This window comes from Gardnerella massiliensis (assembly GCF_003408845.1).
GTDB classification, from domain to species: Bacteria; Actinomycetota; Actinomycetes; order Actinomycetales; family Bifidobacteriaceae; genus Bifidobacterium; species Bifidobacterium vaginale_H.
The window spans coordinates 374,746-400,186 of sequence record NZ_LRTV01000001.1; the positions used below are offsets into that span (position 1 = coordinate 374,746).

Below are 25,441 nucleotides of genomic sequence, written 5' to 3' on the forward strand. Positions count from 1 at the left end.
TTTACTAATACCGTTAAAAAATTACACCCATACGTTTTACACATTAAACGAATATGTGTTAGTTACAAATATGACTAACACTATTTTTTTACGTTTTACTGATATTTTTTTACTGCTACTTTTTAAGTTGCTACTTTTTAAGCTGCTTATTTTTTAGTACGTATTTTATATCGGCTTGAGCCGCAACATAAGAATCATGCGTAACAACAATCACACATTTACCGTGTTCATGCGCAACATTCTTCAATATTGCAATAACTTCTTTAGTAGTTGCAGGATCAAGACTTCCAGTAGGCTCATCAGCCAAAATTACCGGAGCCGAAGATACTAAAGCTCGCCCAATTGCCACACGCTGTTGTTGGCCACCAGAAAGTTGCGTCACATTACGATTCACTTCTTCTTCAGTCAACCCAAGATCTATTAGCACTTGAGCGTCCGCGCGCCGATTTACTAAACGCAAATTTTCTAATGGCGTCAAATAATCTATAAGATTGAAATTTTGGAAAACAAGCGAAATATGCTTTTTGCGATGCTCAACATATCCTGTTTTCGCAATATTTTCACCGTCAAAAAGCACCTCGCCACTATACGGAGTATCCAATCCAGCCAATAATGAAAGCATGGTAGACTTTCCAGCTCCCGACGCTCCCGTAATACTGTACATTTTCCCAGTTTCAAACTCAACATTCACATCGTTCAATACCACAATGTTTGCAGGGCCATACGTATACTTGACATTTTTTAATTGCAACAAAGCCGACATAATAAGCTCCTTATTTTTACATAATTTAAATACGATTTGTACGATTTATAGGGTTGCGCTTTTAGTAGAAACTGCACATACGCAACTACATTTATTTGCTAGCTCATAGCGCTCAGTATTTGCCGAGGCTTCTTTATTAATATTGGCAGCACTGCAACTATCAACGCCACTGCAGAAATAAATAAGCCCATAGCAAAAGCCGCAAACGTCTGCAAAAATGGCAATACTGGCGCGTCGCCCACAACAATCGATGAATCTGCACTATGCAAAATCGCGGAACCAATAATACCTGAAAAAGCAGCACCCAAGCCCAGCGAAATTACAAATGACACAAGATTAAGTATCACTATTTCAACAAGCAATTGGCTAACTATTATTGCTCTCGACAATCCAAGCGACATGAGTACGCCAATTTCATGCATACGCGATCTAACCCAGAACACTAATACAAGTCCAAGCACTAAAATGCCTACCAAACTTAGCGCAACGAAAATCATTAGCACAAGTTGCTGCACAGAATTAACCGAGCTTATTACACCAGACAATTGCGAAGCGTTCTGCTCTACATCTGCCCACTTTCCGGCAATACTTTTAGCATGACGCATTGCGCTATCCAATAGATCAGAACGTTCAACCATGCACCGCAAAACACCTCGCTTAGAAGAGCCAGCTAAAGACAAAGCCGAACTTAAGTCAGTAAATATGCGATTTTCTGACGCATCCGAAGGAAGCGCCCCTTTAGTTTGCAACTTACCAGCAAAAATTCCAACAACGCGAACTTTTACATTAAACCCCTGCTTAAGAGTTATAGTAGAACCAATCTTAAGATTATTCTTTTTAGCAAAATCACGATGCACTATTGCTCTACCAGAAGAACGATCAGTAATATGCTCACCCTGCTCTAAATGGTACAATCCTTCTTGAAAACCCTGAGACAATCGAGAATCTGTTGTGCCAGTAATTCCAGCAGCATGAGCCAAAACATCATCGTCTAGTCTAGGACCCTGCGTAGGAAGCACAAGTTGCTTCCCAACAGGCGTAGCTAAAACATCGCGCTCTTCCACTACAGTTTTTACGCCCGCAATTGCAGCAAATTTACGAATTTGGCTAGAGTCAATTCCTTCATTTGCGCCCAAATCTTGAGGAATTGGGGAATCAGATACTTTAGTATCAGAATTAGCCTCGGAATTAGTATCGGAATTAGAATTTGCATTACTTTGCTCTGGAAGAGTTTCACCACGAGTCTTTGCCTGTACAGTAAAACCTAAACCAATGCTGGATTGAATGTGATCTCTAGCACTCTCAGCAGAAGCGCTAATACCAGCTTGCGAAACTAGCGCGCTTAAAACAAGAGTCATAATCAGCACAATTATTGCGTTGCGTCGAGGCTTGCGCACTATTGCAAGCCAAGCTCTGGCACATATAGAAGTTATATCATCACACATAGTGATACTCCATTAACATTTCGTATAAATTTTCACACAATTGACGTATGTAACAAAGATATCCTGTTACTTCTTTACAAATTGTTACTGCTGCAATCCAAGCAATTCTCGAGGAGATTTGCACATCATTGGCAAATACGACAACACTACAGCAATAACGATTACTACACATACCATTGCCGAAACTCCAGCGAGACATGATATGTCTACGTGTACTGTAAGTTTTTCTAGTGTTCTCGTTGCCAAAGTTGATTCAAGATTTCCACCAGCTTGACCCATGGTGCTCAAATCGCGAGCAGCGGAAGAATTAACCGATCCGAGAGCAGCATTACCCATCCACGGCGCTACAACGTTAGCAAAAAGATAGCCTACGACCAACGAAGGTATAGAAATCAACACAATCTCAGTGAGATACTGACCAGCGATAGATAACTTTCCTGTACCAATCGCAGCAAATATTCCAATTTCGCGACGTCGCTCATTCATCCACAACAAAAGCACCAATCCAAGCGCAATAATAGCGAAAGATATTACGGCAATCGTAGTAACATTCATCATAGAATTCACGCCTTGCGAAGCTTTCAATAAGCCTGTAACAAACTGGTCATCGCGAGTTAGCTGATAACTTTGCAAATCAATAGGCAATTTAGTAGCTTGTGCCATAATCTGATCCGCATCCATACCTCGCTGCACACGGAAGCTTGCATCCTGATATATTTCTTTTCCCGGCTTATATTTATACAATTCGCGCGTAGTTTGCAAATCCGTATACACCATATTGGCAGTCAGTTCCGCACGAGTTGCAACCTGGCGCTTATTTGCTCCCGCATAAATTCCAACAATACGAGTTTTCACAGTTGCGGTTGATTGGTTAATATTGTCAGCATCGTAAGGATTAGCGCGAAGTACGAGAGTATCCCCTACATGAAGACCGTTAGCTTTGGCAAGATCTTCATGAATAAGTGATGCGTGAACATTACCAGTGAGCAAATGCTTACCTTTAGATATGGTTATTGCTTTTGTTTTAAACGCGTTAAGACCTGCTGAATCATTAGTTCCTTCGAGATTAACAGCATTACCAAACTGCTTTTCGCGACGCTCATCATAATCTTGTACGCCTGGAATACGCGCAGCTTTTGCATTGACCAAATCCGCTGTCACGTTTTGCCGTACTACATATGACGATACTCCTGGCAACTTCGCGATTGCTTTCACATCCTTAGGTTTTACCGTTCCGGCACCTCGAGGAGTTCCAGGATTTACTTGTGGATTGTTTGCAAGCACAAAACTAGATTCTGCTTGCGATTCAACTTTTTCTCTTTCTTTCTCAGCAGCAGCAGAAACCGCAGAAGTTGCGCACAGTAATGTTGAAATAAGCGCAACAATAACGAATACTATTGCCGTTTTTATTCGTTTTCTCAGAATGTAGCGTATTGCACGAGAGATAAACGTCATCGACTACCTTTCCTCACTGAAATATGACACATACCTTCAATCTTGGAAGATACACGATAAGTAGCCTAACGTACCTAGCCTGAAAAAACGCTTTGAAAAAACTGCTGATTAACTTGAAAGCTACAGAAAATTTTGGGAAATATCTTACTTTTCCTTACAACAAATTAAGACATTATAACGATTTTACAAAAGATATTACACAAATATCGTGCACAATCAACAAAATAACAGACAACACGCAAACAACACGCAAACAACGCAATGCTAATTAGCGAACAAAGCACAGCACACTACCCCAAATAAAGGTAGAGCATATGCAAAAATAGCGTAGTGCTTTACTATTACTAAAGCACTACGAAAACACTACTAAAACACTACTAAATCGCTACTAAATCGCAGTACCGTGCTCGTCAAGGTGCGGATTACGCTTCGCATTACCCATTGCAAAGAACAATCCAAACACACCCAAAGCAAACAGTACAGCAATAGTAATAACCAGCACCATTGGCTGACTTGGGAACCACATAATAATCAAAAATGCGAGCGCCGAAAGTAAAAGCACAGCCCAAGAGCATACGCCAATAACCTTGCGGACCGCATTCCAAGTGTCATCCCCAGCTTCAGCACGATGTATATTACGCTCAAGCTGCTCCGCTTCGGCAGTAACATTAGACGTTGGCTTCCAAGGGCCTGCACCACGCTCCTTCAGCCTAAGTGAACGCTCTTGTAACGCATATTCGTCAATCATGCCGCCTCGCGCGCGGCCTTTTGTTTCATCATATTGAGAAGGAATCCCCCTGCGACGCTGCTTTTCCTTCGCACGACGTTCTTTTCGATTCGCCATGGCCGTTCCTTTCTGCACTGAATTTTTCACACAATACGCAACATTTTAGCGCAAGTCTAACCCATTTTGACAAGAGTCAACAATTCTTTCTATAAGTAAATCATTAAGTAATCTGCCTTTACGCGTAGCTACTGCCCGCCCACACTTAAGCGAAATAAGTGATTCTTCCTTAGCTTCCTGTAGCACACGCCTCAAATCAGCATCGTCAAATTGAGCATGATTTTCTCGCATTTTGCAACACAATTGCGCAATATCAAGTCCTTCTTTAATACGCAACCCAAGCATTACTTCTTCAACAAGCGCATCTTCTTTATTAATACACTCGTAGTTTTGCCACGGCACATTTCCAGCGTGTATTGCCTGTGCCCAACGTTTTGGATGCAAAATATCCCACGCGCGAAGATTGTAAAAGTTGCTGACTTCCGCTGAAGAAGCGTCAGCATCCATACCTTGCTTAGTGAGCCGACTTACAGCATTGTAATGAGAGTGCGCTCCCGGGCCAATTCCAGCCCAATCAATATTTCGCCAGTAGCCAAGATTGTGCTGAGACTCAAATCCAGGCCTCGCCCAATTAGAAATTTCGTACCATTGTAAGCCGGCAGCACTAAAAAGTTCGTCTGCTATCTCATATTTTGCGGCTTCATCGTCATCATCAGGGGCTTGAATTGTGCCGGAAGCAATCTGGCGTCCCATTTTGGTGCGCGGTTCAACGGTTAGAGCATACGCAGAAATATGATTTACACCCAGGTTCAAAGCCATGTCTACTGACTTTTGCCAATCGTCCAAACTTTCGCCAGGAGCACCATAAATTAAGTCAACACTAGAGCGCAAACCGCAAGCGTTTGCCGCTTTTATTCCGCGCGTTACATTTTCTGGCGTATGAGTGCGGTCCAAGGTTTTTAGCACATGTGGCACAGCCGACTGCATTCCGAAAGATATACGCGTAAATCCGCCTGCAGCAAGTTCCGCAATATACGCTTCGTCAGCAGTGTCCGGATTTGCTTCCGTAGTAATTTCGGCTCCAGGCTGCAACCCCCATAAGTTGCGTATTTCTTGCAACATTCGCACTAAATCGCACGCTTTAAGAACAGTTGGAGTTCCTCCGCCGAAGAAAACAGATTGCGCTTCAGGCTCGCAAATCCTGTGAAATTCCTGCCACTGTTTCACAAGCTGCATTTCTCGAATAGCAACATCCGCATAGCCTTCGCGACTTGCGCCTTCACCTAAGTCGCGCGCCGTGTACGTATTAAAATCGCAATATCCGCAGCGACGCAAGCAAAACGGCACGTGCACGTAGACTTCAAAAGGCATGTTTGAATACGAATCTTCACTTAATTCGTTCGATTCAGAATTCAATATGCGCCTCAGCCTTCAGACTTTTGTGCAGCGCGAATCTTATCTTTAGTATCGCGATCGTTTGCACCCTCATCCGTAGCCAAAGCCGCAACGAAGGCCTCTTGAGGAACTTCCACATGCCCAAGCATCTTCATACGCTTCTTACCAGCCTTCTGTTTTTCAAGAAGCTTACGTTTACGAGTGATATCGCCGCCGTAGCATTTTGCGAGAACGTCTTTTCGAAGTGCACTAATGGTTTCGCGAGCAATAATTCGAGAACCAATTGCAGCTTGAATTGGAATTTCAAACTGTTGACGAGGAATAAGTCCGCGAAGTTTTTTCGTCATCATAACGCCGTAAGAGTAAGCCTTATCGCGGTGCACAATTGCACTAAAGGCGTCGACCTTATCTCCCTGAATAAGAATATCAACCTTCACAAGGTCAGCAGACTGCTCACCGTCCTCATGGTAGTCGAGAGAAGCGTAACCTTTTGTGCGACTTTTAAGCTGATCGAAGAAATCAAAAACGATTTCTGCAAGTGGAATTCTGTAGTGCATTTCCACGCGGTCGGCACTGATGTATTCCATGGTGCCCATTTCGCCGCGATGCTCCTGGCACAAATCCATTACGGCACCAATAAACTCTTTCGGAGTAATAATATCGGCCGCAACCATTGGCTCAATAATGCGCTTGATTTTGCCTTCTGGAAACTCGCTAGGATTTGTCACATGATGCTGGCTGCCATCTTCGCTAGTAACGTCATAAGTTACGTTTGGAGCAGTTGAGATAAGATCCAGGCCAAATTCGCGGCTTAAACGCTCGGAAACAATCTCCATGTGAAGAAGACCTAAGAATCCGCAACGGAATCCGAATCCCAACGCAACCGACGTTTCCGGCTCGTAAAGCAAAGCGGCATCGTTAAGTTTGAGCTTGTCAAGTGCGTCTCGAAGCTCCGGGAATTGGGCGTTGTCTATTGGGAACAAGCCCGCATACACCATAGGCTTTGGGTCGCGGTAGCCTTCCAAAGGCTCAGATGCAGGGTTCGCAGCAGAAGTAATCGTGTCGCCAACTTTAGATTGACTTACGTCTTTAGCTCCCGTAATTACGTAGCCAACTTCGCCAGCACCAAGCGCTTTAGTAGGGGTCATGTCTGGGCTAATAACGCCGATTTCGATAGGATCGTGCGTCATGCCGATTCCCATCATGTGCAATTTTTCGCGAGACTTAAGTTCGCCATCAACCATACGAATATAGGTGACGATTCCGCGATACGAATCGTATACTGAGTCGAAAATAAGCGCGCGAGCAGGAGCGTTAGGCTCTCCGGTTGGAGCTGGGACTTCAAGCACAATTTGGTCGAGCAAGTCTTTAACACCTTCGCCGGTTTTGCCGGAAACGCGCAATACATCCTCCGGCTTGCAACCAATCAAACCTGCTATTTCTTCAGCATGCTTATCTGGCTCAGCACTTGGCAAATCAATCTTATTAAGCACAGGAATAATCGTTAAATTATGGTCGATTGCCATATAAAGATTAGAAAGCGTCTGCGCTTCAATACCCTGCGTCGCATCAACTAGTAAAACCGCACCCTCGCATGCCGCCAGCGCACGCGAAACCTCGTAAGTAAAGTCGACGTGACCAGGAGTATCAATCATGCCGAGCGAATACTCGGTGCCTTCGAAGGTCCACGGCACGCGCACGGCCTGCGATTTGATGGTAATTCCGCGCTCTTGCTCAATATCCATGCGGTCAAGGAAGCGGTCGCGCATCTCGCGTTCTGGCACGATTCCAGAAAGTTGTAGAATACGATCCGCTACCGTAGACTTGCCGTGATCGATGTGCGCAATAATGCAGAAATTGCGTATCAGCGATTGATCCGTAAATCCTGGCTGGTTATGCGGTGTAATCAAGGCAAATATCTCCTTATTTAAATACGCGGATAGTATTAAATTGCGTAAGCTACGCAAGTAATCAATCCTACCAACTCTACTACCCTATTCTACTAAAACAAACGCCGGAGGAAAATCTCCGGCAAATGTTTCAAAAAACGTCCAAAACGCTCGCGCGGATTGCGACGCGCTCGCTACGAAACTCGCGTTGGAAGTCCCCCGGACTTCCAACTTAAGCGAGTTCCCGCTCCGAATTGCCTTCGCGCGCTACGCTTTAAGCGCGAAAGCAGGTCGTCGCGCAAACCCCGGAGAAAAACACCAGCAACTAGTAAAGTTATCCGAGAATCATGATATGCTTACTCTTTGTATGTCCTTATATAGCAAACGTCGTTTGGAGTAACAGTGGCAAACATTAAGTCGCAGAAGAAGCGCGTTCTCACCAACGAGAAAGCACATAAGCGTAACGTAGCAGTAAAGTCTGCTTTGAAGACCGCTATTCGTGCTACTCGCGAAGCCATCACCGCTGGTGATAAGGCTGCAGCTGAGGCCGCTTTCGCAGTAGCCGCTAAGAAGCTTGACAAGGCTGCAGGCCGTGGCGTGATTCACAAGAATCAGGCTGCAAACCGCAAGTCCGGTCTCGCTGTAGCGATTAACGCTCTGTGAAGTTTGTGCAGGTAACTGCATAACACAGCATGTAAGGAAAATCCCCAGTACCAATTGGCACTGGGGATTATTTTTTAGCTAATAGCAGTCTTCAGCATTTAGCGACGCTTGCGATTATTTAAATGGTGAATGTGTGGGCGACGCATCTTAATCGGCTCCGTGCGATTCATTGCTCCAAATAAAGTCAAGTCAAATTTTACAGATAGCAAGCGCATTGCCACTACTAAAACAACAATAAGCACTTCCAGAAGAATCTCAACAGTTACGCCAAAGCAGCCAGCATGCTTTGCTTTAACTACAAAAACCGTAAGAACACAACCAATTGCTGCCGGAAGTGCATACCAGTGCTTATCTCGCACAATAACTGGCACCTGGTTCAAAATCATGTCGCGAATCAAACCGCCTCCCAACGCAGTTGCCATTCCCAAAAATACTGAAGTCGTGCCAGACATATGAAAATCTAAACCTTTTGCAGTGCCGTTCACCGCAAATAATCCCAACGCGAGCGCGTCAATCGTAAGCATAAACCAACGCCACTTATCAATCTCCGGATGTGCAACTGCAACAATTATGCCGGAAAGTAAACCAGCAATCACAAAACCACGATCTGCAATTCCAACTGGCGGTAGCGCTCCAAGTAAAACATCGCGCACAATTCCGCCACCCAACGCAGTAATCCAAGAAGTGGTAATAATGGCAAAAACATCGTACTTTTTACGAATGGCCCACAAGCCGCCAACCATTCCGCAACAGCCAACAGCAACGTATTCAACTATTAGAAAGAAGATGTTATCCCCTAATGCGCCTTCCACAGAATATCCCTTCAAGTATTCACATAACTCAAGCGCGCAAGTTGCAAAATATAACGCGCCGCACCCTCTATACGATATCTACATACATAGAGTACGACGCGCCATAAGCAACGTGTAATTAACTAGTGTAATTAACTAGTCGCAAACCTTCCACATCCAGTTGTGCTTGTCTTCAACATCACCAAGCTGAATGCCGAGAAGTTCGTCGCGCAAAGCCTGAGTCAATTCACCAACGCCACCATCAGAAACCTTAAGATCGAAGTCGTCGGACTTAAAGCGACCAATTGGCGTGATAATTGCAGCAGTACCGCAAGCGAAGACTTCCGTAACCTCGCCAGAACGAATGTCGTCGAGCAATCCCTGAAGCGGAATCATAGTTTCAACAACATCATGACCAGCTTCTTTAGCAAGCTGAATCAAAGAACGGCGCGTAACGCCCGGAAGAATGCTACCGGTAAGAGATGGAGTTTCCAAATGACCATCCTTGTGAAGTGCGAACATGTTCATGCCGCCAAGCTCTTCCAAATAAGTCTTAGTCGCAGCATCCACGAAGCACACCTGCTCGCAACCATGCTCAATACCCTTGTACTCACCGAGCAAGGAAGCAGCGTAATTACCGCCGCACTTAGCGAAACCAGTACCACCAGGGCCGGTGCGGAACCACTGATCTTCAACCCAAATGCTAACAGGCTTCAAACCACCCTTGAAGTATGGGCCAGATGGAGAAGCAATCACACAATATTCAACTTCGTGAGCTTCACGCACACCAAGGAATGGCTCGGAAGCAAACATGAACGGGCGCATGTAAAGAGTGTACTCGCGGCGGCTTGGCACCCACTCTTTGTCGCGCTTAACCAACGCAGCTACAGAACCAATAAAGTCGTCAATAGAGAGATCTGGCAAATACAAACGCTTAGCAGAATTCTGGAAACGTGCAGCGTTAATATCTGGACGGAACAGCCAAACTGAACCGTCGGCGCGCTTGTATGCCTTCAAACCTTCGAAGCATTCCTGCGCATAATGCAAAACGGATGCGCCTGGATCCATCTTCAGCGGGCCGTAAGGCTCTACACGACGATCCGACCAGCCTTCGCCCTTAGTCCAAGACATGTGAACCATATTGTCGGAGAAAATCTGACCAAAAGCAGGCTTATCAATAAGTTCGTTACGCTTGGCATCCGAAACTGGATTATCATTCGGCAGCACTTCAAAGTTGCCAGCTAATTTATTCAACAGAGCCGGATCACTATGATCGTACGATTCATAAGCGTTCGCAAAATCTGGAGCTACTTCTAAATCAGCCATTATGTCTCTTTTCTTAAGTGTATTATTTACGATTGCCTTTTACCGCAATTAATCGTATAGAATAATACGTTTATCGTATTTAGCAAAACAAAAAAACGAAATTATTTCAAAAAAATCTTTAATAAGAAAAAATTTTATCGCTTATACAGTCGAGACTTATAGCAGAAAAACCGCATAATCACTACGACTATGCGGTTTTCAGAGCTATTAAAAAATATTTTTAATAAATATTAATTACGCGCGTTTTGCTTACTTTTCTTCAGCAGCAGGAGCTGCAGCAGCAGGGGCAGCAGCATCAGCATCGGCAGGAGCAGCAGCATCCTCAGGAACGGTAACGCTCACAACAGACTCTTCGCCATCCATATCGAGTTCAGCACCCTCAGGAAGCTTCACATCCTTAGCGAACACCTTAGTGCCGTCAGTCAAGCCGTCAACATTAACCACCAAACGCTCTGGCAAATTGGCAACGTCAGCACGAACCTTAAGTTCCTGAACGTCAACAAAGGCCACAGCAGCGCCCTTTGGAGTACCTTCAACGAACACTGGCACTTCGACGTCAATCTTTTCGCCAGCCTTAACTTCGTAGAAATCAATGTGCTCTACGATACGCTTCACAGGGTTGCGCTGCACATCCTTAACAACGGCGATACGAGTTTCGTTACCGAACTTGATAGTGAACAAAGCGTTGGCGTGACGCAAAGCCAACGTGGTCTCACGCATTGGAAGGGTAACGTGTACTGGCTCAGCACCACCAGCGTAAAGGCTTGCTGGAATTAACTGAGCAACGCGCAAACGGCGGGCAACACCCTTACCAAATTCAGTACGCAATTCGCCTTCGAGAGTAATCTTTGTAGCCATATCGGTCTCCTTATGGTCTGGTTTTATATCCAGCTTCAGGCGCACCGACGCGCCGAACAACCATAAGTGGCCATCAGCCCAGTCGATAACGGAACTTTACCAACTATTACCAGCGGTACGTTCCCTCGCCAAAGCAACTTTTCTAGTTTAACTACAAGCTTCGACTTGTAATGTGCGCGTAATTACACACTCCTAATATTTGTTGCAATATTGGTAAAAAATAAACACAACGGTGACTTGGGGCGCGTGAACGATTATCATAGATAACAGCACGTAACGCATAAATCACCTATGCGTTGCAATAGAGCCGTTTTCGACACGACGAAGGAGCAGATGTGTCCGTATTTAATGTACTCCAGCAGCAAGCCTTCAATATTGCTCGTAAAGCATTACGCATTGGAAGCAATTTCGCACACCCAGTCAGCGATGACCGCACAAACGAAATAGATTTTATAAACGAAGAGCAAGATTCAGCATCAAATACTCTACTTTCGCAAAAGCCGCATCTTCCACGCGTAGATGAGTGGGGCGCTCAAATGCCAACAACCACGTTTATTGATCCGGAAACCGGTTTACTTACTACTAAAACAGAAAGCGGCGCACCTTTAGACGAAGGCACAAGCATTTACGACTTGTATGCAGATCGCGCAGCAAGAATGGGCGACGATCCTCTTTACACTTACAAAGAGAATAATGAGTGGGTAACGAAAACCGCAAACCAGTTCCTTAAAGAAGTGCGAGATACAGCAAAAGGCTTAATGCACTACGGCTTAAATAAGGGAGATTCCGTAGCACTTATGTGCAAAACATCCTACGAATGGGATGTTGCAGACGCTGCGGTTATGGCTTGCGGCGGTGTGCTTGCTACTATTTACGACACTGATTCAGCAGAGCAAATTCGAAATATTGTTAATAATTCCGATTCCAGATTCCTTATTGTTGGCACTACCGACATGCGAGACAAAGCAGAAGGTGCTATTGAAGAATGCCCAAGCTTGGAACGAATTATTTGCATCGAAACCGGCGGCTTGGCTGAACTTCAAGCATTCGGATACTCAGTGAGCGACGACGACTTGGACGCTCGAATCGATTCTGTAAAGAAAACCGATTTGTGCTCTATTGTGTACACTTCCGGATCTACTGCCGCACCAAAAGGCGTGGAAATGACGCACGAACACTATTGCACTACAGCATTAAATCTTCCAATTTATTTGCCAGATTTGCTTAGTGAAAAAGATGGTTCCGTGCTTTTGTTCCTTCCTCAAGCACACTCTTTTGCTCGCGCAATCAACTACATTGTTGTTGCAAGTAATTTGCGAATTTACATTGCTCAAGGCATTTCTACATTGATTTCCGATTTGCAAATTGCAAAACCTACGGTTATGATCGTGGTTCCTCGCGTGCTTGAAAAAGTTTATAATGCTGCTTCACAAAAAGCAGGACATGGCGCTAAAGGCTTAGCATTCCAAGGCGCTGTGGTTACAGCACAGCAGTACATGAAAGAAGTTCAAGATTTTGGCGACGCAAAAGCGCTTACAAAAGCTCGTCGCACAGCTTACGATCCTCTTGTCTACCGTCCTCTTCGCCAAGCTTTGGGCGGCCGCGCACGTTGGATTGTTGCGGGCGGAGCTCCGCTTGATCCAGAACTTCTTGCATTCTTCCGCGGCGCAGGCGTACCGGTTTATGAAGGCTACGGTCTTACAGAAACCACTGCCCCATGCGCATTCACTCCTATTGGAGTTCCTTTCCGCGAAGGTTCTGTTGGTATTGCATTCCCAGCTTTTACATTGCGAATTGCAGACGACGGCGAAGTGCAAATTAAAGGTAATTGCGTATTTAAAAAATATCATAAGAATGATGAAGCAACAGAAACTTCGTTCACGGAAGATGGATGGTATGCTACTGGCGATTTAGGCCGAATTGACGACGAAGGCATGCTTTATATTACCGGTCGTAAGAAAGATTTGATTATTACAGCTGGCGGAAAGAATGTTGCGCCTGGTCCTATTGAGGAGATTATTAAGCGTTGCGAAATAGTGTCTCAAGCGCTTGTGCTTGGAGATAAGCGTCCGTTTATTTCCGCACTTATTACTTTAGACGAAGAAACCTTACGTAACTGGTTTAAAGTAAAGGGATTAGACGCAAATATGAGCATGGAAGAAGCTGCTAGTAACGCGGTAGTGCGCGCCGAAGTACAAAAGTTTGTTGATATTGCTAATGAGGGCGTGTCTCGCGCTGAATCTGTGCGAAAATTCATTATTTTGCCAGAAGAGTTTACTCAAGAAAATGGCTTAATGACAGCGTCTATGAAAATTATTCGACCGCGAGTTATTAAGCGTTACGCGACGCTTCTGAATACGCAAATGTACACAACTCGTAAAAAATAGTTGAACTAAACTTTAGTTGAACTAAACTTTAGTTGAACTAAACTTTAGTTGAACTAACTTTTAGTTATTTCTAATAATGATATTATTTAAGACCATTATTAGAATACAAAAGTGGCGTAATAGTAGTTTTTACTGTTGCGCCACTTTTTTGTATTCAATATGGATATAAAAATAAAGTTAGAATCAATCTAAAATAAAGCTAAAACAAAACTTTAGAAACCAAGCCGCTCTAGCTTCTTAGGGTCACTCTGCCAACCTTTAGCGACTTTCACATGCAGCTCCAGCACAGCTTTAGAACCCGTAATACGGTTTATCGCAGTGCGCAGGCGTTTCTTCACGCGCACCAAATGTTCAGCTTTGTGGCCTATAATAATTGGTTTTTGAGAATCGCGCTCCACATATACTGATACCAGTACATGCGCTTTATTGTCGTCGTACTGCGTTTCCTCATTTTCACCCGGGTACACGATATCGTCAACAACTACTGCCAAGGAATGTGGCAGCTCGTCATCCAACTCTTCCAAAAATGCGCCGCGAATTAGCTCCGCAATCATATCTGAAGGGCTTTCCTCGCTCAGCTGGTCTTCGGGATACATTTGCGGACCTTCGGGAAGATTATCAATCAAAACCTTTTTAACTTCGTCTACATTATCTCGCTCGAGTGCGCTCACCGGCACGATATCCGTAAAATCAGCAAACTGCTGAATTTCAAGCAAATGATGAACCAACTCGTCACGACCAAGCGTATCAATTTTCGTCACAATACCAATAAGCGGAACTTTCCAAGACCAGTTGCCCTGGTCATCTTTTTTCGCAAAATCGGAACGTAATCTACTTAAAATACGTCGATCTCCAGGACCAATTTCCTGATCTGCAGGAAGCAAAAACGCAACTACGTCAACGTCCGAAAGTGACTCGTCAACAATATCGTTCAAACGCTGACCAAGCAGAGTTCGCGGTCGGTGAATTCCAGGCGTATCAACCAACACCATTTGCGCATTTTCTGTAGTAACGATTCCACGAATTGCCTTGCGAGTAGTTTCTGGACGCGAAGACGCAATAGCAATCTGAGTACCAATAAGTGCATTCATCAACGTTGACTTACCAACGTTTGGCCTACCTACTACAGCCACGAAACCGGAACGATACCCGTGAAAATCTGGAGTTTCAAACGTTACGCGCGTTGAGGAATCGAGATTGGCAAATGTCTCGTCTTCAAAGTCATCCAAATCGTTCGTATTGTCAGTATTGTTCGCATTTTCTATATTATTCACGTTTTACCGTCCAGTTATTTATTTTATATTACTTATTTTAGATTATTTATTTAAAATTACTTACTTAAGTAAATTCGTTTGTTTCATAGTACTTGCTTGCTTAAGCGCGTTAGTTTGTTTACTTTCAAGCACTTTTTCCGAAAGTTTCTCCGAACTACTACTTTCAGTTTGCTCATCTTGAGGCTCTTCCAAACCCTTAACATCGCGTTCAACCAAAATAGTAGAAACTTTCTTACGCCTGCCAGCCGAGTCCACAGCTATTAGTTTCAGCCCACGCGTAACCGCACTAGAACCAACAATCGGCACGTTACCAAGCAACTTGGTGAGCAAACCAAATACCGTGTCCACATCGTCTTCGTCTATGTGAACTTCAAAAATATCTTCCAATTCTGCAATAGGAGTGCGAGCAGGCATACGCCACACACCCTCGCTTACTTCTTCCGGATCCGCATGCTGTGTGCGATCGTGCTCATCTTCCAACTCACCCACAATCTGCTCAATAGCATCCTCAATCGTCACCAAACCTGCAATACCACCGTATTCGTCAACAACTACAGCAACATGCTGACGGATTCGCTGCATTTCATGGAATAAATCATCGACTGGCTTCGATTCCGGTACAAGCATAGGATCACGACTAATAGTGGAAACCGCTCGAACTGAAGCCGCAGGATTAAATACGGTAGCGCGCACAGCATCCTTCAAATACGCAACACCAACTAAATCGTCAACGGAATCGCCAATAACCGGCACGCGAGAAAATCCGGAACGAGAGCATAATTTCAGGAAATTTTCCAGCGTTTCGTCACTTTTTACGCAAATCATATCGGTTCTAGGAACCATAATTTCGCGGGTTAAAGTGTCTGAAAGCGTGAGCACATTGCGCATCATTTCCGAAACTTCCGGATCAAAGTCGTTCGCTTCCACAAGCCTGTCAATACTCGCCTTCGCTTGGTCGAGCTGAATATCTTCCAAAGCTTCATCGTCAGAAAGATCGACATGCTTCTTTCTCGAAGTCACATCAACATCCGAAGCAAGATGCGCGAAAGGAGTAAGTATTACGGCAAACGAAACAATACGAGATAATCGCATCAACTTAGCAACTGGCTGTGCTGCACCTGCCGACCGCGGACGAACAAGAACAGAAATCACCGCAACAACAATTGATACAACAACGCCAATAACAAGCGTAAGCCACAAAGGTGAATCAAAGCAGTGCGCCAGCACCGCAACCAACACACCGTCAAGAACATTACACAATACGCGCACAAAAGCGCATGCTCCAGACGTTGCGTATCTGTCTGCAATCAACTTTTTCACTCTGTGGATTCGAGAAATGCGACGCATACGAACTATTGCGCTTCCCTCGTCGTCGCGCGTCTGAGCCTCAATCATAAGATTATTGAGACTTGCACGAGTCACCCGAGGAATTGCACCTTCTGCAGCAGCCATGGCAAGAGACAACCATACCAACAATATTGCCAATATCACGAGCGCTGCTAAGCCAAACCACACGTGTACAGGCCAATCTGGAAACGACATACTTGCTAACATTTTTATAATATCGTTCATGACTTATTGCTCTTATTATTCTTATTATTCGAATCATGCTCAGCGTCGTAACGTCCCAGTTCGTTTATAGCACCTTCAGGAAGCGTTGCATCGAATAATTCGCCCGAACGCGCGGCAAAGAAAGTGAGCAGCAACTGTCGTTGCAAACCAAACATTTGACGTTCCTCATCAGCAGTGGTGTGATCGTATCCTAGCAAATGTAGTATGCCGTGAATAGTTAACAGCAACATTTCTTCCATAGTGCTGTGACCCGCCGCGAGCGCCTGCTGCTGAGCAACCCACGGGCAAATTACTAAATCACCGAGCATACCTTCAGAAACTTTGTCGTCACTTCCTGGCGTCAGCTCATCCATAGGGAAACTCATAACATCGGTTGGGCCTTCTAAGTTCATCCAACGTTCGTGGAGGCAAGCAATTGGCTCTGGATCGACGAAAGTAATGGATAAATCTGAGTGTGTGCTCACTTTCATTTGTTGCAACACCCACATGCCAAGATCGGAGAAAATTTTGGCATCGATATTCCATACCGTTTCGTTCATGACTTCAATGCTCATGATTATTCATTATTCCTCTCGCAGAATGTTCTGATACATTCTAAGCTTGCGTTTGTTGCGTTTGTCGTTTGTGCTCTTTAGCGTTTCGCGCAAGCATCGCATCATATTGTTCATAAGCTTCCACAATGCGACCAACTAACGCATGCCGAACCACATCTTGTGCCTGTAAATGAACAAACGCAATATCTCGCACATCGCCCAAAATCCGCTCAATTGAGACTAAACCGGAACGCGGTACCGCCAAATCAACTTGTGTACTATCTCCCGTAATCACCATGGTGGTATTAAAACCAAGGCGCGTGAGAAACATTTTTAACTGCTGAACGGTAGCGTTTTGGGCCTCATCTAATATGACGAAAGCGTCGTTTAGCGTGCGGCCACGCATATAGGCAAGCGGAGCAACTTCTACCACGTTTTCATCTAAATAACGTTTAAGTTGCGTAGCTCCAAGCATGTCGGACAACGCATCGTATAACGGACGCAAATAAGGGTCGACTTTATCGTTCAAAGTACCAGGCAGGAAGCCAAGATTTTCTCCAGCTTCTACGGCAGGACGTGTAAGTACAATCCTACGCACTCGCCCATCTTCCAAAGCTCGCACTGCTTTAGCAACAGCCAAATACGTTTTTCCCGTACCAGCAGGACCAATTCCGAAAGTTACAATATGTGAATCCATAGCCTGCACATAGGCCGTTTGACCAGCTGTTTTTGCTCGTACCGGATTGCCACCAGCAAAAGTAATAACTCCTTTGCTTGCACGCGCTCTTCTGCTCATTGCGCGACGGTGCGCTTCCTCACTAGAAGGTAGTAAATCACTTTCGTTTCGCGAAAATTCACTCTCTGAACTTGAGCCAGTACTGCTCATACTATACGTGCCACTCAGACTGTTAGCCAATACTCCGCCACCATGTCCTATGCGGTCTACTCGCACATTATGCTCATTGTTGTGCAATATATCGCGTTCAAGCATACGCCTGACCTCATGCGCATCCATAGGCTGTTCGTACGCAGCATCAATCATGCGACGAAGCGCATACTCGGCCTTTGCAGCGTCTTCGTCAGCTCTTGCAGAACGAGCCACTATTTGCACACAGTTACCTCGAACGGTAATATCCGCCTCGGGAAAAGCGTGTTCGACTTCCCTTAGCCCCAAATCAGCCGCCCCCAATACCGCGACTGAGCTTAATTCGCTTGGGATTTGCACACAACGAGTAGTACTTGCCACGATTTACAAGCTACCTTCTACCAATTTTTCACCAGTTAACACGTGAGCGTGCACGTGAAACACCGTTTGACCAGCATCAAGACCAGTGTTGAACACAAGTCGGTAATCACCATTAAAAGCATCGTCCGCAATATGCTGAGCGATTTGTGCAATATGAGCCAAAGTCTCAGGCGCCTCTTTTGCAAGCTCAGCAACGTTCTTGTAGTGGTTGCGAGGGACGATAAGCACATGAACCTTTGCTTGCGGATTGATATCCTTAAACGCTACAACAGTTTCGTCTTCGTAAACGCGGCTGCTTGGAATTTCTCCCGCAATAATCTTGCAAAAAATGCAGTCTGGTTCAGTATGATATGCGGTATTGCATGAATTATTGCTCATGGTCTCCCCTTGCTATTATTCAAATCACAAATACGTGCTTAATACTTGCGTAATTCTGCACACTACACACTATTTTACACAAACTTAAGGCATTTTTATTTATGATTTTTGCACTATTCGTAGCGCCCTAACGTGCGAGAAAGTAGCGAAAGTGCCACTGGCCCTGCGGTTGACGCACGTAAAATATTATTTCCTAACACGCAACTGTGCGCACCTGCTTCAACAAACATGGATACTTCATTATCGCTAATACCACCTTCAGGACCAACGAGCACGTATATAGTTCGTTCTTTCCCATCGTCCAAGCAACGCTCAGTAAGAGTATTTACAGCACTCTCAATTTGACTCCAGCAGTCAGTTGCATCTTGATGCAACACAATTACAAGATTGCCGTGCACGCAAGCTCTGCGGCATATTGCCACAATTTGTTTACTCGAAACGCAGTCTTGAAGTTCCGGCATCCATGCGCGACGAGACTGTTCAGTTGCCGCCTGCAAAACTTGTTTCCAGCGTTTATCGCTACGCCCTGGCTTCCACTTTGCAATCGAGCGATCCGCACACCACGGGATTATTTCATCAACCCCAATTTGTGTTGCCATGTCAATAGCCTGCTCATCATGCCCTGTTTTTGCTAACGCTTGAACCAAAGCAAGCCTTGTAGTTTGTTTTGCTTCCCTACTAAACGCATCCACATGCACCAGGCCATTGTCAGCATCGGTAACTGTGGCGTGAATACGAAGACCCTTGCCGTCAGCAAGCTGCAAAGCATCACCATTTGTCAGACGCATAGCGGATAGGGCGTGACGTTTCACATTGGAAGGAAGAGTAAGAGTCCACCCTTCTTCAATACCGTCAGCTAAAACTGGAGCATCATCATGGTCAGTGTCTAACAAAAATAAAGCGTCGGTCATAGTTCAAGCCTAACGTGAGGATGCGCCAAGTTTTATATGAGCGCGCAACAACAAAGCGACAACAAACGCGAGAACAATCGCGCACGTTTGGAGCGACACACAACCCCAAACCCTCCAAACGCGAGAACAATCGCGCACGTTTGGAGCGCCACACAACCCCAAACCCTCCAAACGCGGGGAAAGTCGCGCACGTTTGGAGCGATACGCCACACCAAACACTCCAAACGCAAGAGAAATTACCGGCAAATGTGGTAAAAACAATAATCAAGCTACAAGTTTTTGCGCTCGTTCACGAGTGTTGTAAGCTGCCAAATTTCTTCTCCGACGTCAATTCCGCGCGGGCACTGCCTTGAGCACGCACGAACCGACTGACACGCACTGATACCGTCGCTACTATCTACTAAATCAAGACGATGCTCAGTTTCACTATCCCTGGAATCGTAAATAAAACGAGCAGCGTTAATCAAAGCAGCAGGTCCAATAAAAGCCTCGCCACCGGCGTAAATTGGGCATATTCCTTCGCACGCACCGCACATAATGCAGTTACTTAAAAGCTCAAACTTTTGTAACTCTTCAGGATGCTGCAAAAACTCAATAAGCTTAAGTTTTCCTTCGGCATTTCGCACAGAAACGTCCGCTGCTTGTAAGTAAGGCTCTAAACGTTTTATTTGCGAAACCATAGGCGAAAGGTCGCAAATAAGATCGCGCTGAACTGCAAATCCCGCAAGAGGAGCAAGCTCAATAATACCGAAACTTCCATTTTTTTGAGCTACAGTCTGCGTAGATTCTTTTTGTAGAATTGGCGATTTTGCTGAGCTTTCGCCACTACTTGCAGTTCCGGTTTTTCTAAATCCGCGAGATTGCACGTTATTTATGATTTCTGGACGAGCGTTCGCGCCTATTGTTGCGCTGCAAAGTAAAGTTGGCATGCCGTTTACATTTGCAGCATCCGATCCGCAAACTCCGTGGCCACAAGAGTAGCGAAAAGCCAAAGTCGGGTCGATTGTGCGCTTAATAGTTAGCAAGCAGCTAAGAATAGTATCCGTGGAACGAACGCGTAAACTGTAATCTTGAACCCAATGCTTGCCTTGAATACGTTTCATAGAAGGAACGGAAGATTCAGCAGCGCTATCTTCTTTTTGTGCAGAATCTACTTTTGCAAAAGGATTGCTACGCTTTTTTCGAGCAAATGGACTTTCGTGACGTTTTCGCACGAGTTTAGTAGCGTCTTCATCTTCAGGATTTTGCGTTTCTTCACACGGCACAAAGCGCGAAATACGCAAAGTAACAAGCGCAGTGTTATCACCAAGCTCATTACTCATTGCAACCTCCAGTACGTACTGTTCTAGTTTGCCACAATACTTGCACAGGACTGAACCGATTGCGTCTTGCAATTTAGAGATTTCGTTATTCCCTATACGTAACTGTAAAGAAAATGTCGTTTCCCAGCGCAATTTCGTTATTTTTTATACACGACTGTAAAGGAATAGTCGAAATTTAGCGCAATTTCGTTATTTTTTATACACAACTGTAAAGAAAATGTCACTTTCGCTTAAAATGCGGCTCGGCTAACAACTTAATTAGTACCAGACGCAATGCGCACTGCTTCCAGAGGGTCGTCCGTAATAGCGAAAAGATGCGGGTCAAAGGAGGAAATCAATCCACGATCCGTTACCGTGGATTGAAGCCAGTCAATAAGCCCTTTCCAATATTGAGTTCCAAACAATACTACCGGCACTTTCGCAACTTTATGCGTTTGCACCAAAGTAAGAGCCTCAAACATTTCGTCCATAGTGCCAAAACCGCCAGGGCACACAATAATTCCTGAAGAATATTTCATAAACATTGTTTTACGAACGAAAAAGTAACGGAATTGCATTCCTAAATTAATCCACTGGTTCAAACCTTGTTCGTGTGGAAGTTCAATGCCGAGACCAACTGAGGTGCCACCAGCCTCAGCAGCGCCACGATTCGCAGCCTCCATGATTCCTGGACCACCGCCGGTAATCACAGCAAAACCGAGTTTTACAAGTTCCGCTCCCATAGTGCGTGCGGCAGCATATTCTGGCTCATTTTCTCGTATGCGTGCAGAACCAAAAATAGTTACCGCCTTACCAAGCTGTGATAACGCATCAAAACCGTCAACAAATTCAGCCTGAATCCGCAGCGCACGCCATGGGTCGGCACTGCGCCAATCCCAATTTTTATCTACTTCCACGCCAACACCCGAAGCAATCTGCTGACTATTATTGTTACGAAGTAATGTTTCTGTAGTACTTTCCTTAGGAATCATGGATCCTCTCATAACTACCGATCCGCAATGATAGGTTTTATGCCACGGAGGAACTTCGGCAGAGTAGTCCTGGCACTTGTCGTCCATACTTTACTCCTTATAACTATCGTTATACGTAACGTTATGCTTAACAATCTCGTTGTATAATATTACACAACTTACCAAAATAAACGCTTAATTAATCGTCTACGTCGTCCAATTCTTCTTCCATATGCTTAGATTGGCGAGCAAGCAGGAAACCTGCGACGCCAGCTGCCACAATCGACGCAACAAGCACACCAAAACGAGCCTCAGCAGACAAATCCGCATCAGAGTACGAAAGAGAAGCAATAAGAAGCGAAACCGTAAAACCAATACCACAAGCACATGCAGTAGGTAGCAAATCACGAACTCGCAAACCGGACGGCACGCGCAAACCGATGCACTTTCGAGCAAACCAAGCAGTTAACATAATGCCAAGCGGCTTACCCACTACCAAAGCAATAGTAATAGCAATCAAAATTGGCGAAAGGAACAGCTCCCACGTAAGCGTCTCGAAATGAACACCAGTAGCAAACAACGCAAAAATTGGCAAAGCAACTAATGCAGATACTGGCTGAATTTTTTCACGATAACGTTCAGCTCGAAGCGACTTTTCACCATGCACTAAATGAGCAGGAGTAAGCAACCCTACCATTACACCGGCCAACGTCGGATGCACGCCAGCCTCATACATCATTACCCAAGCCATAATGCCAACTATCGCTACCAGAGGCCATGGCACACGCTTTAACCGCACTAAAGTAGTCCAAATTAAACCACATACCACTACCCCAGCAAACCAATACCAGGCATTGAGAGAGGAGAAGAATACTGCGATAAGCGCTATGCCAAGGAGATCGTCAACAGTGGCGAGAGTCATTAAAAATGCTCGCAACGCAGAAGGCAACGTTTTAGCAAATAACGCAAGAACAGCTAGAGAAAAAGCAATATCCGTTGCTGTTGGAATAGCCCAACCGCCACGAACCATATCTAACGTAGGCAATGCGCCTGAAGTAAGACGCATAATCTCCTGGCCAGCATGAAGTTCAGAAAATATGGTTACTGTTGCCACAAAAAGTAACGGTGGAACGATCATGCCTCCAACTGCGCAAATCATAGGCATGGCTGCAGCACGAGGATCGGAAAGAGAACCGGCAATAAGCTCATGCTTTAAATCCAATCCAACCGAAAGGAAGAATATGGTAAGCACACCATCTTGAACCCAATGACCAAGCGACATGTGTATATTTGTCCACGGAATACCAATCTGAGTATGCGAGATAGCTTCAAAAACGGGCGCAGTTACGGGAATATTGGCAAGCAATAAGCCAGTAAGAGCAAAACCAAGCATAATCAAACCAGAAATACGCTCGTTATTGGCAATATTGCGAGCTATTCTCCAACTGCGTCTTATCATAATTGTAAAAAACTCCCAACTGCATTATTACGGGCAATGTAACCCATAATCTGCTCAACGTGTTGCCTCTCCCCAGTATACCCAGGGGGCCTCAACCATATATAACGGATCTATTTACAGGCAATGGCATCAGCCATTCATTGTGCACTTAATGGTGCGCGAAGAATAATAAAAGGCGGCAGAGTAGGACGCTCTACCGCCTGACGTAAATCTAGCTGCGAAACTAGCTGCAAAACTAGCTGCAAGTTTAGCTGCGAGTTTAGATGTGCGTTTAGATGTGAACCCGGCTTTATAACAGAGTAAGCCTGCTGAAATTTGCCAGCTAACTTTTACCTGTTAGAACATACAAGCCGCAACTCACAAGCGCAACTCACAAGCCAAAACTCACACACCGAGATTTGCATCGTCCAAATCTAAACCTTCAAAATCAAAGTCATCGAAGTTGAAATCGAAATCATCCATGTTGAAATCGAAATCATTGATGTTATCGGTTCCAACCGTCTCACTTGCCTGAACATTTTCTACGTTCGAATTCAGCCAATCTTCGATATTAAAATCATCAAATTCAATATCATCTATGTTGAAATCATCGAAATTAAATTCATCGAGATTTGCATCATCTTCTGGCTTATTCTTTTCAGCTTCAGCGGCAACTTCAGCTTCAGCGGCAACTTCGGCTTCATTCTCAACATCCGCCTCAGCCTTATCTGCTGCTGGCTTCTCTGCTGCTGGCTTATCAGCAACAGCTGGCTTCTCAGCGTCGCCACCTGCCTTAGCGTTATTATCCTCTACCGGCTTTTCAGAATCTGCTGGTTTCTCGGAATTTGCTGGTTTCCCGGAATTTGCTGGCACTACAGGAGCCGAAGGAGCTGCTGGAGCGACTGGAGCAGAATCCGCAGGATTAGAAGCTGGAGGCACTGCTGGCGCAGGCTGCACATCATTAGGCTTATTTTCTCCCTCTACATTATCGAGAGCAGGATTAGGAGCAGCAGGATTAGGAGCTTCAGAAGCAGATTCACTTGCCTTGCCTGAATTTTCATCGACTTTTAATTTCGCATTATTAGGCAAAACCTTCTGCAAAGCTTTCTTATCTTCTTCGCTTATATTACCGGCGATATCAAGTTTGCCTAGTTTATTTAAGCCTTTTAACGCCTCAGCAGATTCTTTCGAATAATTTACACTCACCCATTCCAAGTTAGTATTGTTTTTCAACAAAGCGGAAGCGTCAGTGACTTTTGTACCACCAAGACCTAGTGCCACAAGATTACTCAAGTTAGAAAGAGAAGAAACATCAGAAATGCCTGGATTATTATCAAGGTGCAAACGTTCTAAGTTGGTCAAACCAGCAAGTGGAGAAACGTCAGAAACTTTCGTGCTGATAAGATCTAATACTTTCAAGTTTGTTAAGTTTTTCAATGCATTAACGTCAGAAACTTTCGTGAAATCCAAGTGCAAATTCGTTAGATTCGTCAGCTTGCTTAAAACAGATATGTCAGATACGTTAGTGTTACCAAGCTTAAGAATGCGAAGATTGGTAAAATACTTAAGCTCGCTGATATCAGTTATATCAATACCCTCTTCTGCATTATTATATAAACCCAAATCGTCAATTGTTGACGCCTTGGCAGGGTTGATTTCAGTAATTTTTTCCCCAGATTTGACATATTGATTCAGATGCTTAAGTATTGCTTTTTCTAATGCTTTGTTAGTAAATTGAATAGGCGTATTAGGATTTTCAGTAGTTTCAGCAACCTCAGTTTGCTCCGCATAAGCGGTAGTTGGCATTGCTAGTAATGTAAATCCGCCAAGCAGCGTAGCGGTAGCTGTTAAGGTCGCTATAAACTTCTTATTCATCATATACACCTTCTTTTTAATTCCCAAAATATTATTGTTACTTCGCAGAGCGCAGCGCTTACAGATTATTCCATTTTTATCCGTCAAAGCAGCTATCTATAAGCATAGGCCCTACGGGTATAGATTACAGGATAAACAGGAACAACACGCCCGAATTCACACAAATATTTATAAGTCGTTTGACAC

Annotated in this window: 20 protein-coding genes and 1 pseudogene; 2 read left to right on the forward strand and 19 right to left on the reverse strand. The window is 44.7% G+C overall.

Features of this window, described 5'->3' with window-relative positions:
* Positions 1-130: 130 nt before the first annotated feature.
* The 6 genes from AXE77_RS01460 to lepA form a co-directional block, all read right to left on the reverse strand.
* Positions 131-763 (reverse strand): ABC transporter ATP-binding protein, encoded by a 633-nt coding sequence (locus AXE77_RS01460; protein ID WP_116711791.1) that lies wholly within the window; start codon positions 761-763, stop codon positions 131-133.
* A gap of 98 nt (positions 764-861) precedes the next feature.
* Complete coding sequence (locus AXE77_RS01465; protein ID WP_116711792.1) at positions 862-2,208, reverse strand: ABC transporter permease; 1,347 nt, start codon at positions 2,206-2,208, stop codon at positions 862-864.
* 84 nt (positions 2,209-2,292) lie between these two features.
* On the reverse strand, positions 2,293-3,663 hold the full coding sequence (locus AXE77_RS01470; RefSeq protein WP_116711793.1) for an ABC transporter permease: 1,371 nt from the start codon (positions 3,661-3,663) through the stop codon (positions 2,293-2,295).
* Positions 3,664-4,051: 388 nt separating this feature from the next.
* A complete protein-coding gene (locus AXE77_RS01475) occupies positions 4,052-4,507 on the reverse strand; it encodes a tripartite tricarboxylate transporter TctB family protein (RefSeq protein ID WP_116711794.1) in 456 nt (151 codons plus the stop codon).
* A 45-nt stretch (positions 4,508-4,552) separates the two neighbouring features.
* Positions 4,553-5,818, reverse strand: coding sequence for a radical SAM family heme chaperone HemW (gene hemW / locus AXE77_RS01480; RefSeq protein ID WP_116712046.1), 1,266 nt, complete (start codon positions 5,816-5,818; stop codon positions 4,553-4,555).
* Positions 5,819-5,871: 53 nt separating this feature from the next.
* Complete coding sequence (gene lepA, locus AXE77_RS01485; protein WP_116711795.1) at positions 5,872-7,752, reverse strand: translation elongation factor 4; 1,881 nt, start codon at positions 7,750-7,752, stop codon at positions 5,872-5,874.
* A gap of 381 nt (positions 7,753-8,133) precedes the next feature.
* Between lepA and rpsT the strand changes: the two genes are divergently transcribed.
* Positions 8,134-8,394 carry a 30S ribosomal protein S20 gene (gene rpsT / locus AXE77_RS01495; RefSeq protein WP_116711797.1) on the forward strand — a complete coding sequence of 87 codons (261 nt, stop codon included), beginning with the start codon at positions 8,134-8,136 and terminating at the stop codon, positions 8,392-8,394.
* Positions 8,395-8,492: 98 nt separating this feature from the next.
* On the opposite strand, the gene AXE77_RS01500 is transcribed toward rpsT, so the two are convergent.
* From AXE77_RS01500 to AXE77_RS01510, 3 genes are all read right to left on the reverse strand, one after another.
* Positions 8,493-9,206 carry a trimeric intracellular cation channel family protein gene (locus AXE77_RS01500; protein WP_116711798.1) on the reverse strand — a complete coding sequence of 238 codons (714 nt, stop codon included), beginning with the start codon at positions 9,204-9,206 and terminating at the stop codon, positions 8,493-8,495.
* 135 nt (positions 9,207-9,341) lie between these two features.
* Positions 9,342-10,511 (reverse strand): branched-chain amino acid aminotransferase, encoded by a 1,170-nt coding sequence (locus AXE77_RS01505; RefSeq protein ID WP_116711799.1) that lies wholly within the window; start codon positions 10,509-10,511, stop codon positions 9,342-9,344.
* Positions 10,512-10,760: 249 nt separating this feature from the next.
* On the reverse strand, positions 10,761-11,369 hold the full coding sequence (locus tag AXE77_RS01510; RefSeq protein ID WP_116711800.1) for a 50S ribosomal protein L25/general stress protein Ctc: 609 nt from the start codon (positions 11,367-11,369) through the stop codon (positions 10,761-10,763).
* A 335-nt stretch (positions 11,370-11,704) separates the two neighbouring features.
* Here AXE77_RS01510 and AXE77_RS01515 point away from each other — a divergent pair, with 335 nt between their 5' ends.
* Positions 11,705-13,756 carry an AMP-dependent synthetase/ligase gene (locus tag AXE77_RS01515; RefSeq protein ID WP_116711801.1) on the forward strand — a complete coding sequence of 684 codons (2,052 nt, stop codon included), beginning with the start codon at positions 11,705-11,707 and terminating at the stop codon, positions 13,754-13,756.
* A 212-nt stretch (positions 13,757-13,968) separates the two neighbouring features.
* Here AXE77_RS01515 and era read toward each other — a convergent pair whose 3' ends face one another.
* From era to AXE77_RS01570, 10 genes and pseudogenes are all read right to left on the reverse strand, one after another.
* Positions 13,969-15,030, reverse strand: coding sequence for a GTPase Era (gene era / locus AXE77_RS01520; RefSeq protein WP_116711802.1), 1,062 nt, complete (start codon positions 15,028-15,030; stop codon positions 13,969-13,971).
* A 60-nt stretch (positions 15,031-15,090) separates the two neighbouring features.
* Entirely contained in the window at positions 15,091-16,602 is a 1,512-nt protein-coding gene (locus AXE77_RS01525; RefSeq protein ID WP_116711803.1) for a hemolysin family protein, read from the reverse strand.
* Positions 16,599-17,156: an rRNA maturation RNase YbeY gene (gene ybeY / locus AXE77_RS01530; protein ID WP_116711804.1), complete on the reverse strand. Its 558-nt coding sequence runs from the start codon at positions 17,154-17,156 to the stop codon at positions 16,599-16,601. The genes AXE77_RS01525 and ybeY overlap by 4 nt, the downstream gene beginning before the upstream one ends.
* Positions 17,157-17,196: 40 nt before the next feature.
* Positions 17,197-18,384, reverse strand: a complete 1,188-nt coding sequence (locus AXE77_RS01535) for a PhoH family protein (RefSeq protein WP_116711805.1) — start codon at positions 18,382-18,384, stop codon at positions 17,197-17,199.
* Positions 18,385-18,759, reverse strand: coding sequence for a histidine triad nucleotide-binding protein (locus AXE77_RS01540; protein WP_116711806.1), 375 nt, complete (start codon positions 18,757-18,759; stop codon positions 18,385-18,387).
* Positions 18,760-18,872: 113 nt separating this feature from the next.
* Positions 18,873-19,670, reverse strand: coding sequence for a 16S rRNA (uracil(1498)-N(3))-methyltransferase (locus AXE77_RS01545; RefSeq protein ID WP_116711807.1), 798 nt, complete (start codon positions 19,668-19,670; stop codon positions 18,873-18,875).
* A 269-nt stretch (positions 19,671-19,939) separates the two neighbouring features.
* Positions 19,940-20,992, reverse strand: a complete 1,053-nt coding sequence (locus AXE77_RS01555) for a succinate dehydrogenase/fumarate reductase iron-sulfur subunit (protein ID WP_116711809.1) — start codon at positions 20,990-20,992, stop codon at positions 19,940-19,942.
* Between the two features lie 254 nt (positions 20,993-21,246).
* Complete coding sequence (locus tag AXE77_RS01560) at positions 21,247-22,050, reverse strand: LOG family protein (protein ID WP_116711810.1); 804 nt, start codon at positions 22,048-22,050, stop codon at positions 21,247-21,249.
* Positions 22,051-22,162: 112 nt separating this feature from the next.
* Positions 22,163-23,401: pseudogene (locus AXE77_RS01565) on the reverse strand (Na+/H+ antiporter NhaA); the annotation flags it as partial.
* Positions 23,402-23,785: 384 nt separating this feature from the next.
* Positions 23,786-25,258: a leucine-rich repeat domain-containing protein gene (locus tag AXE77_RS01570; protein ID WP_116711812.1), complete on the reverse strand. Its 1,473-nt coding sequence runs from the start codon at positions 25,256-25,258 to the stop codon at positions 23,786-23,788.
* Positions 25,259-25,441: the final 183 nt, after the last annotated feature.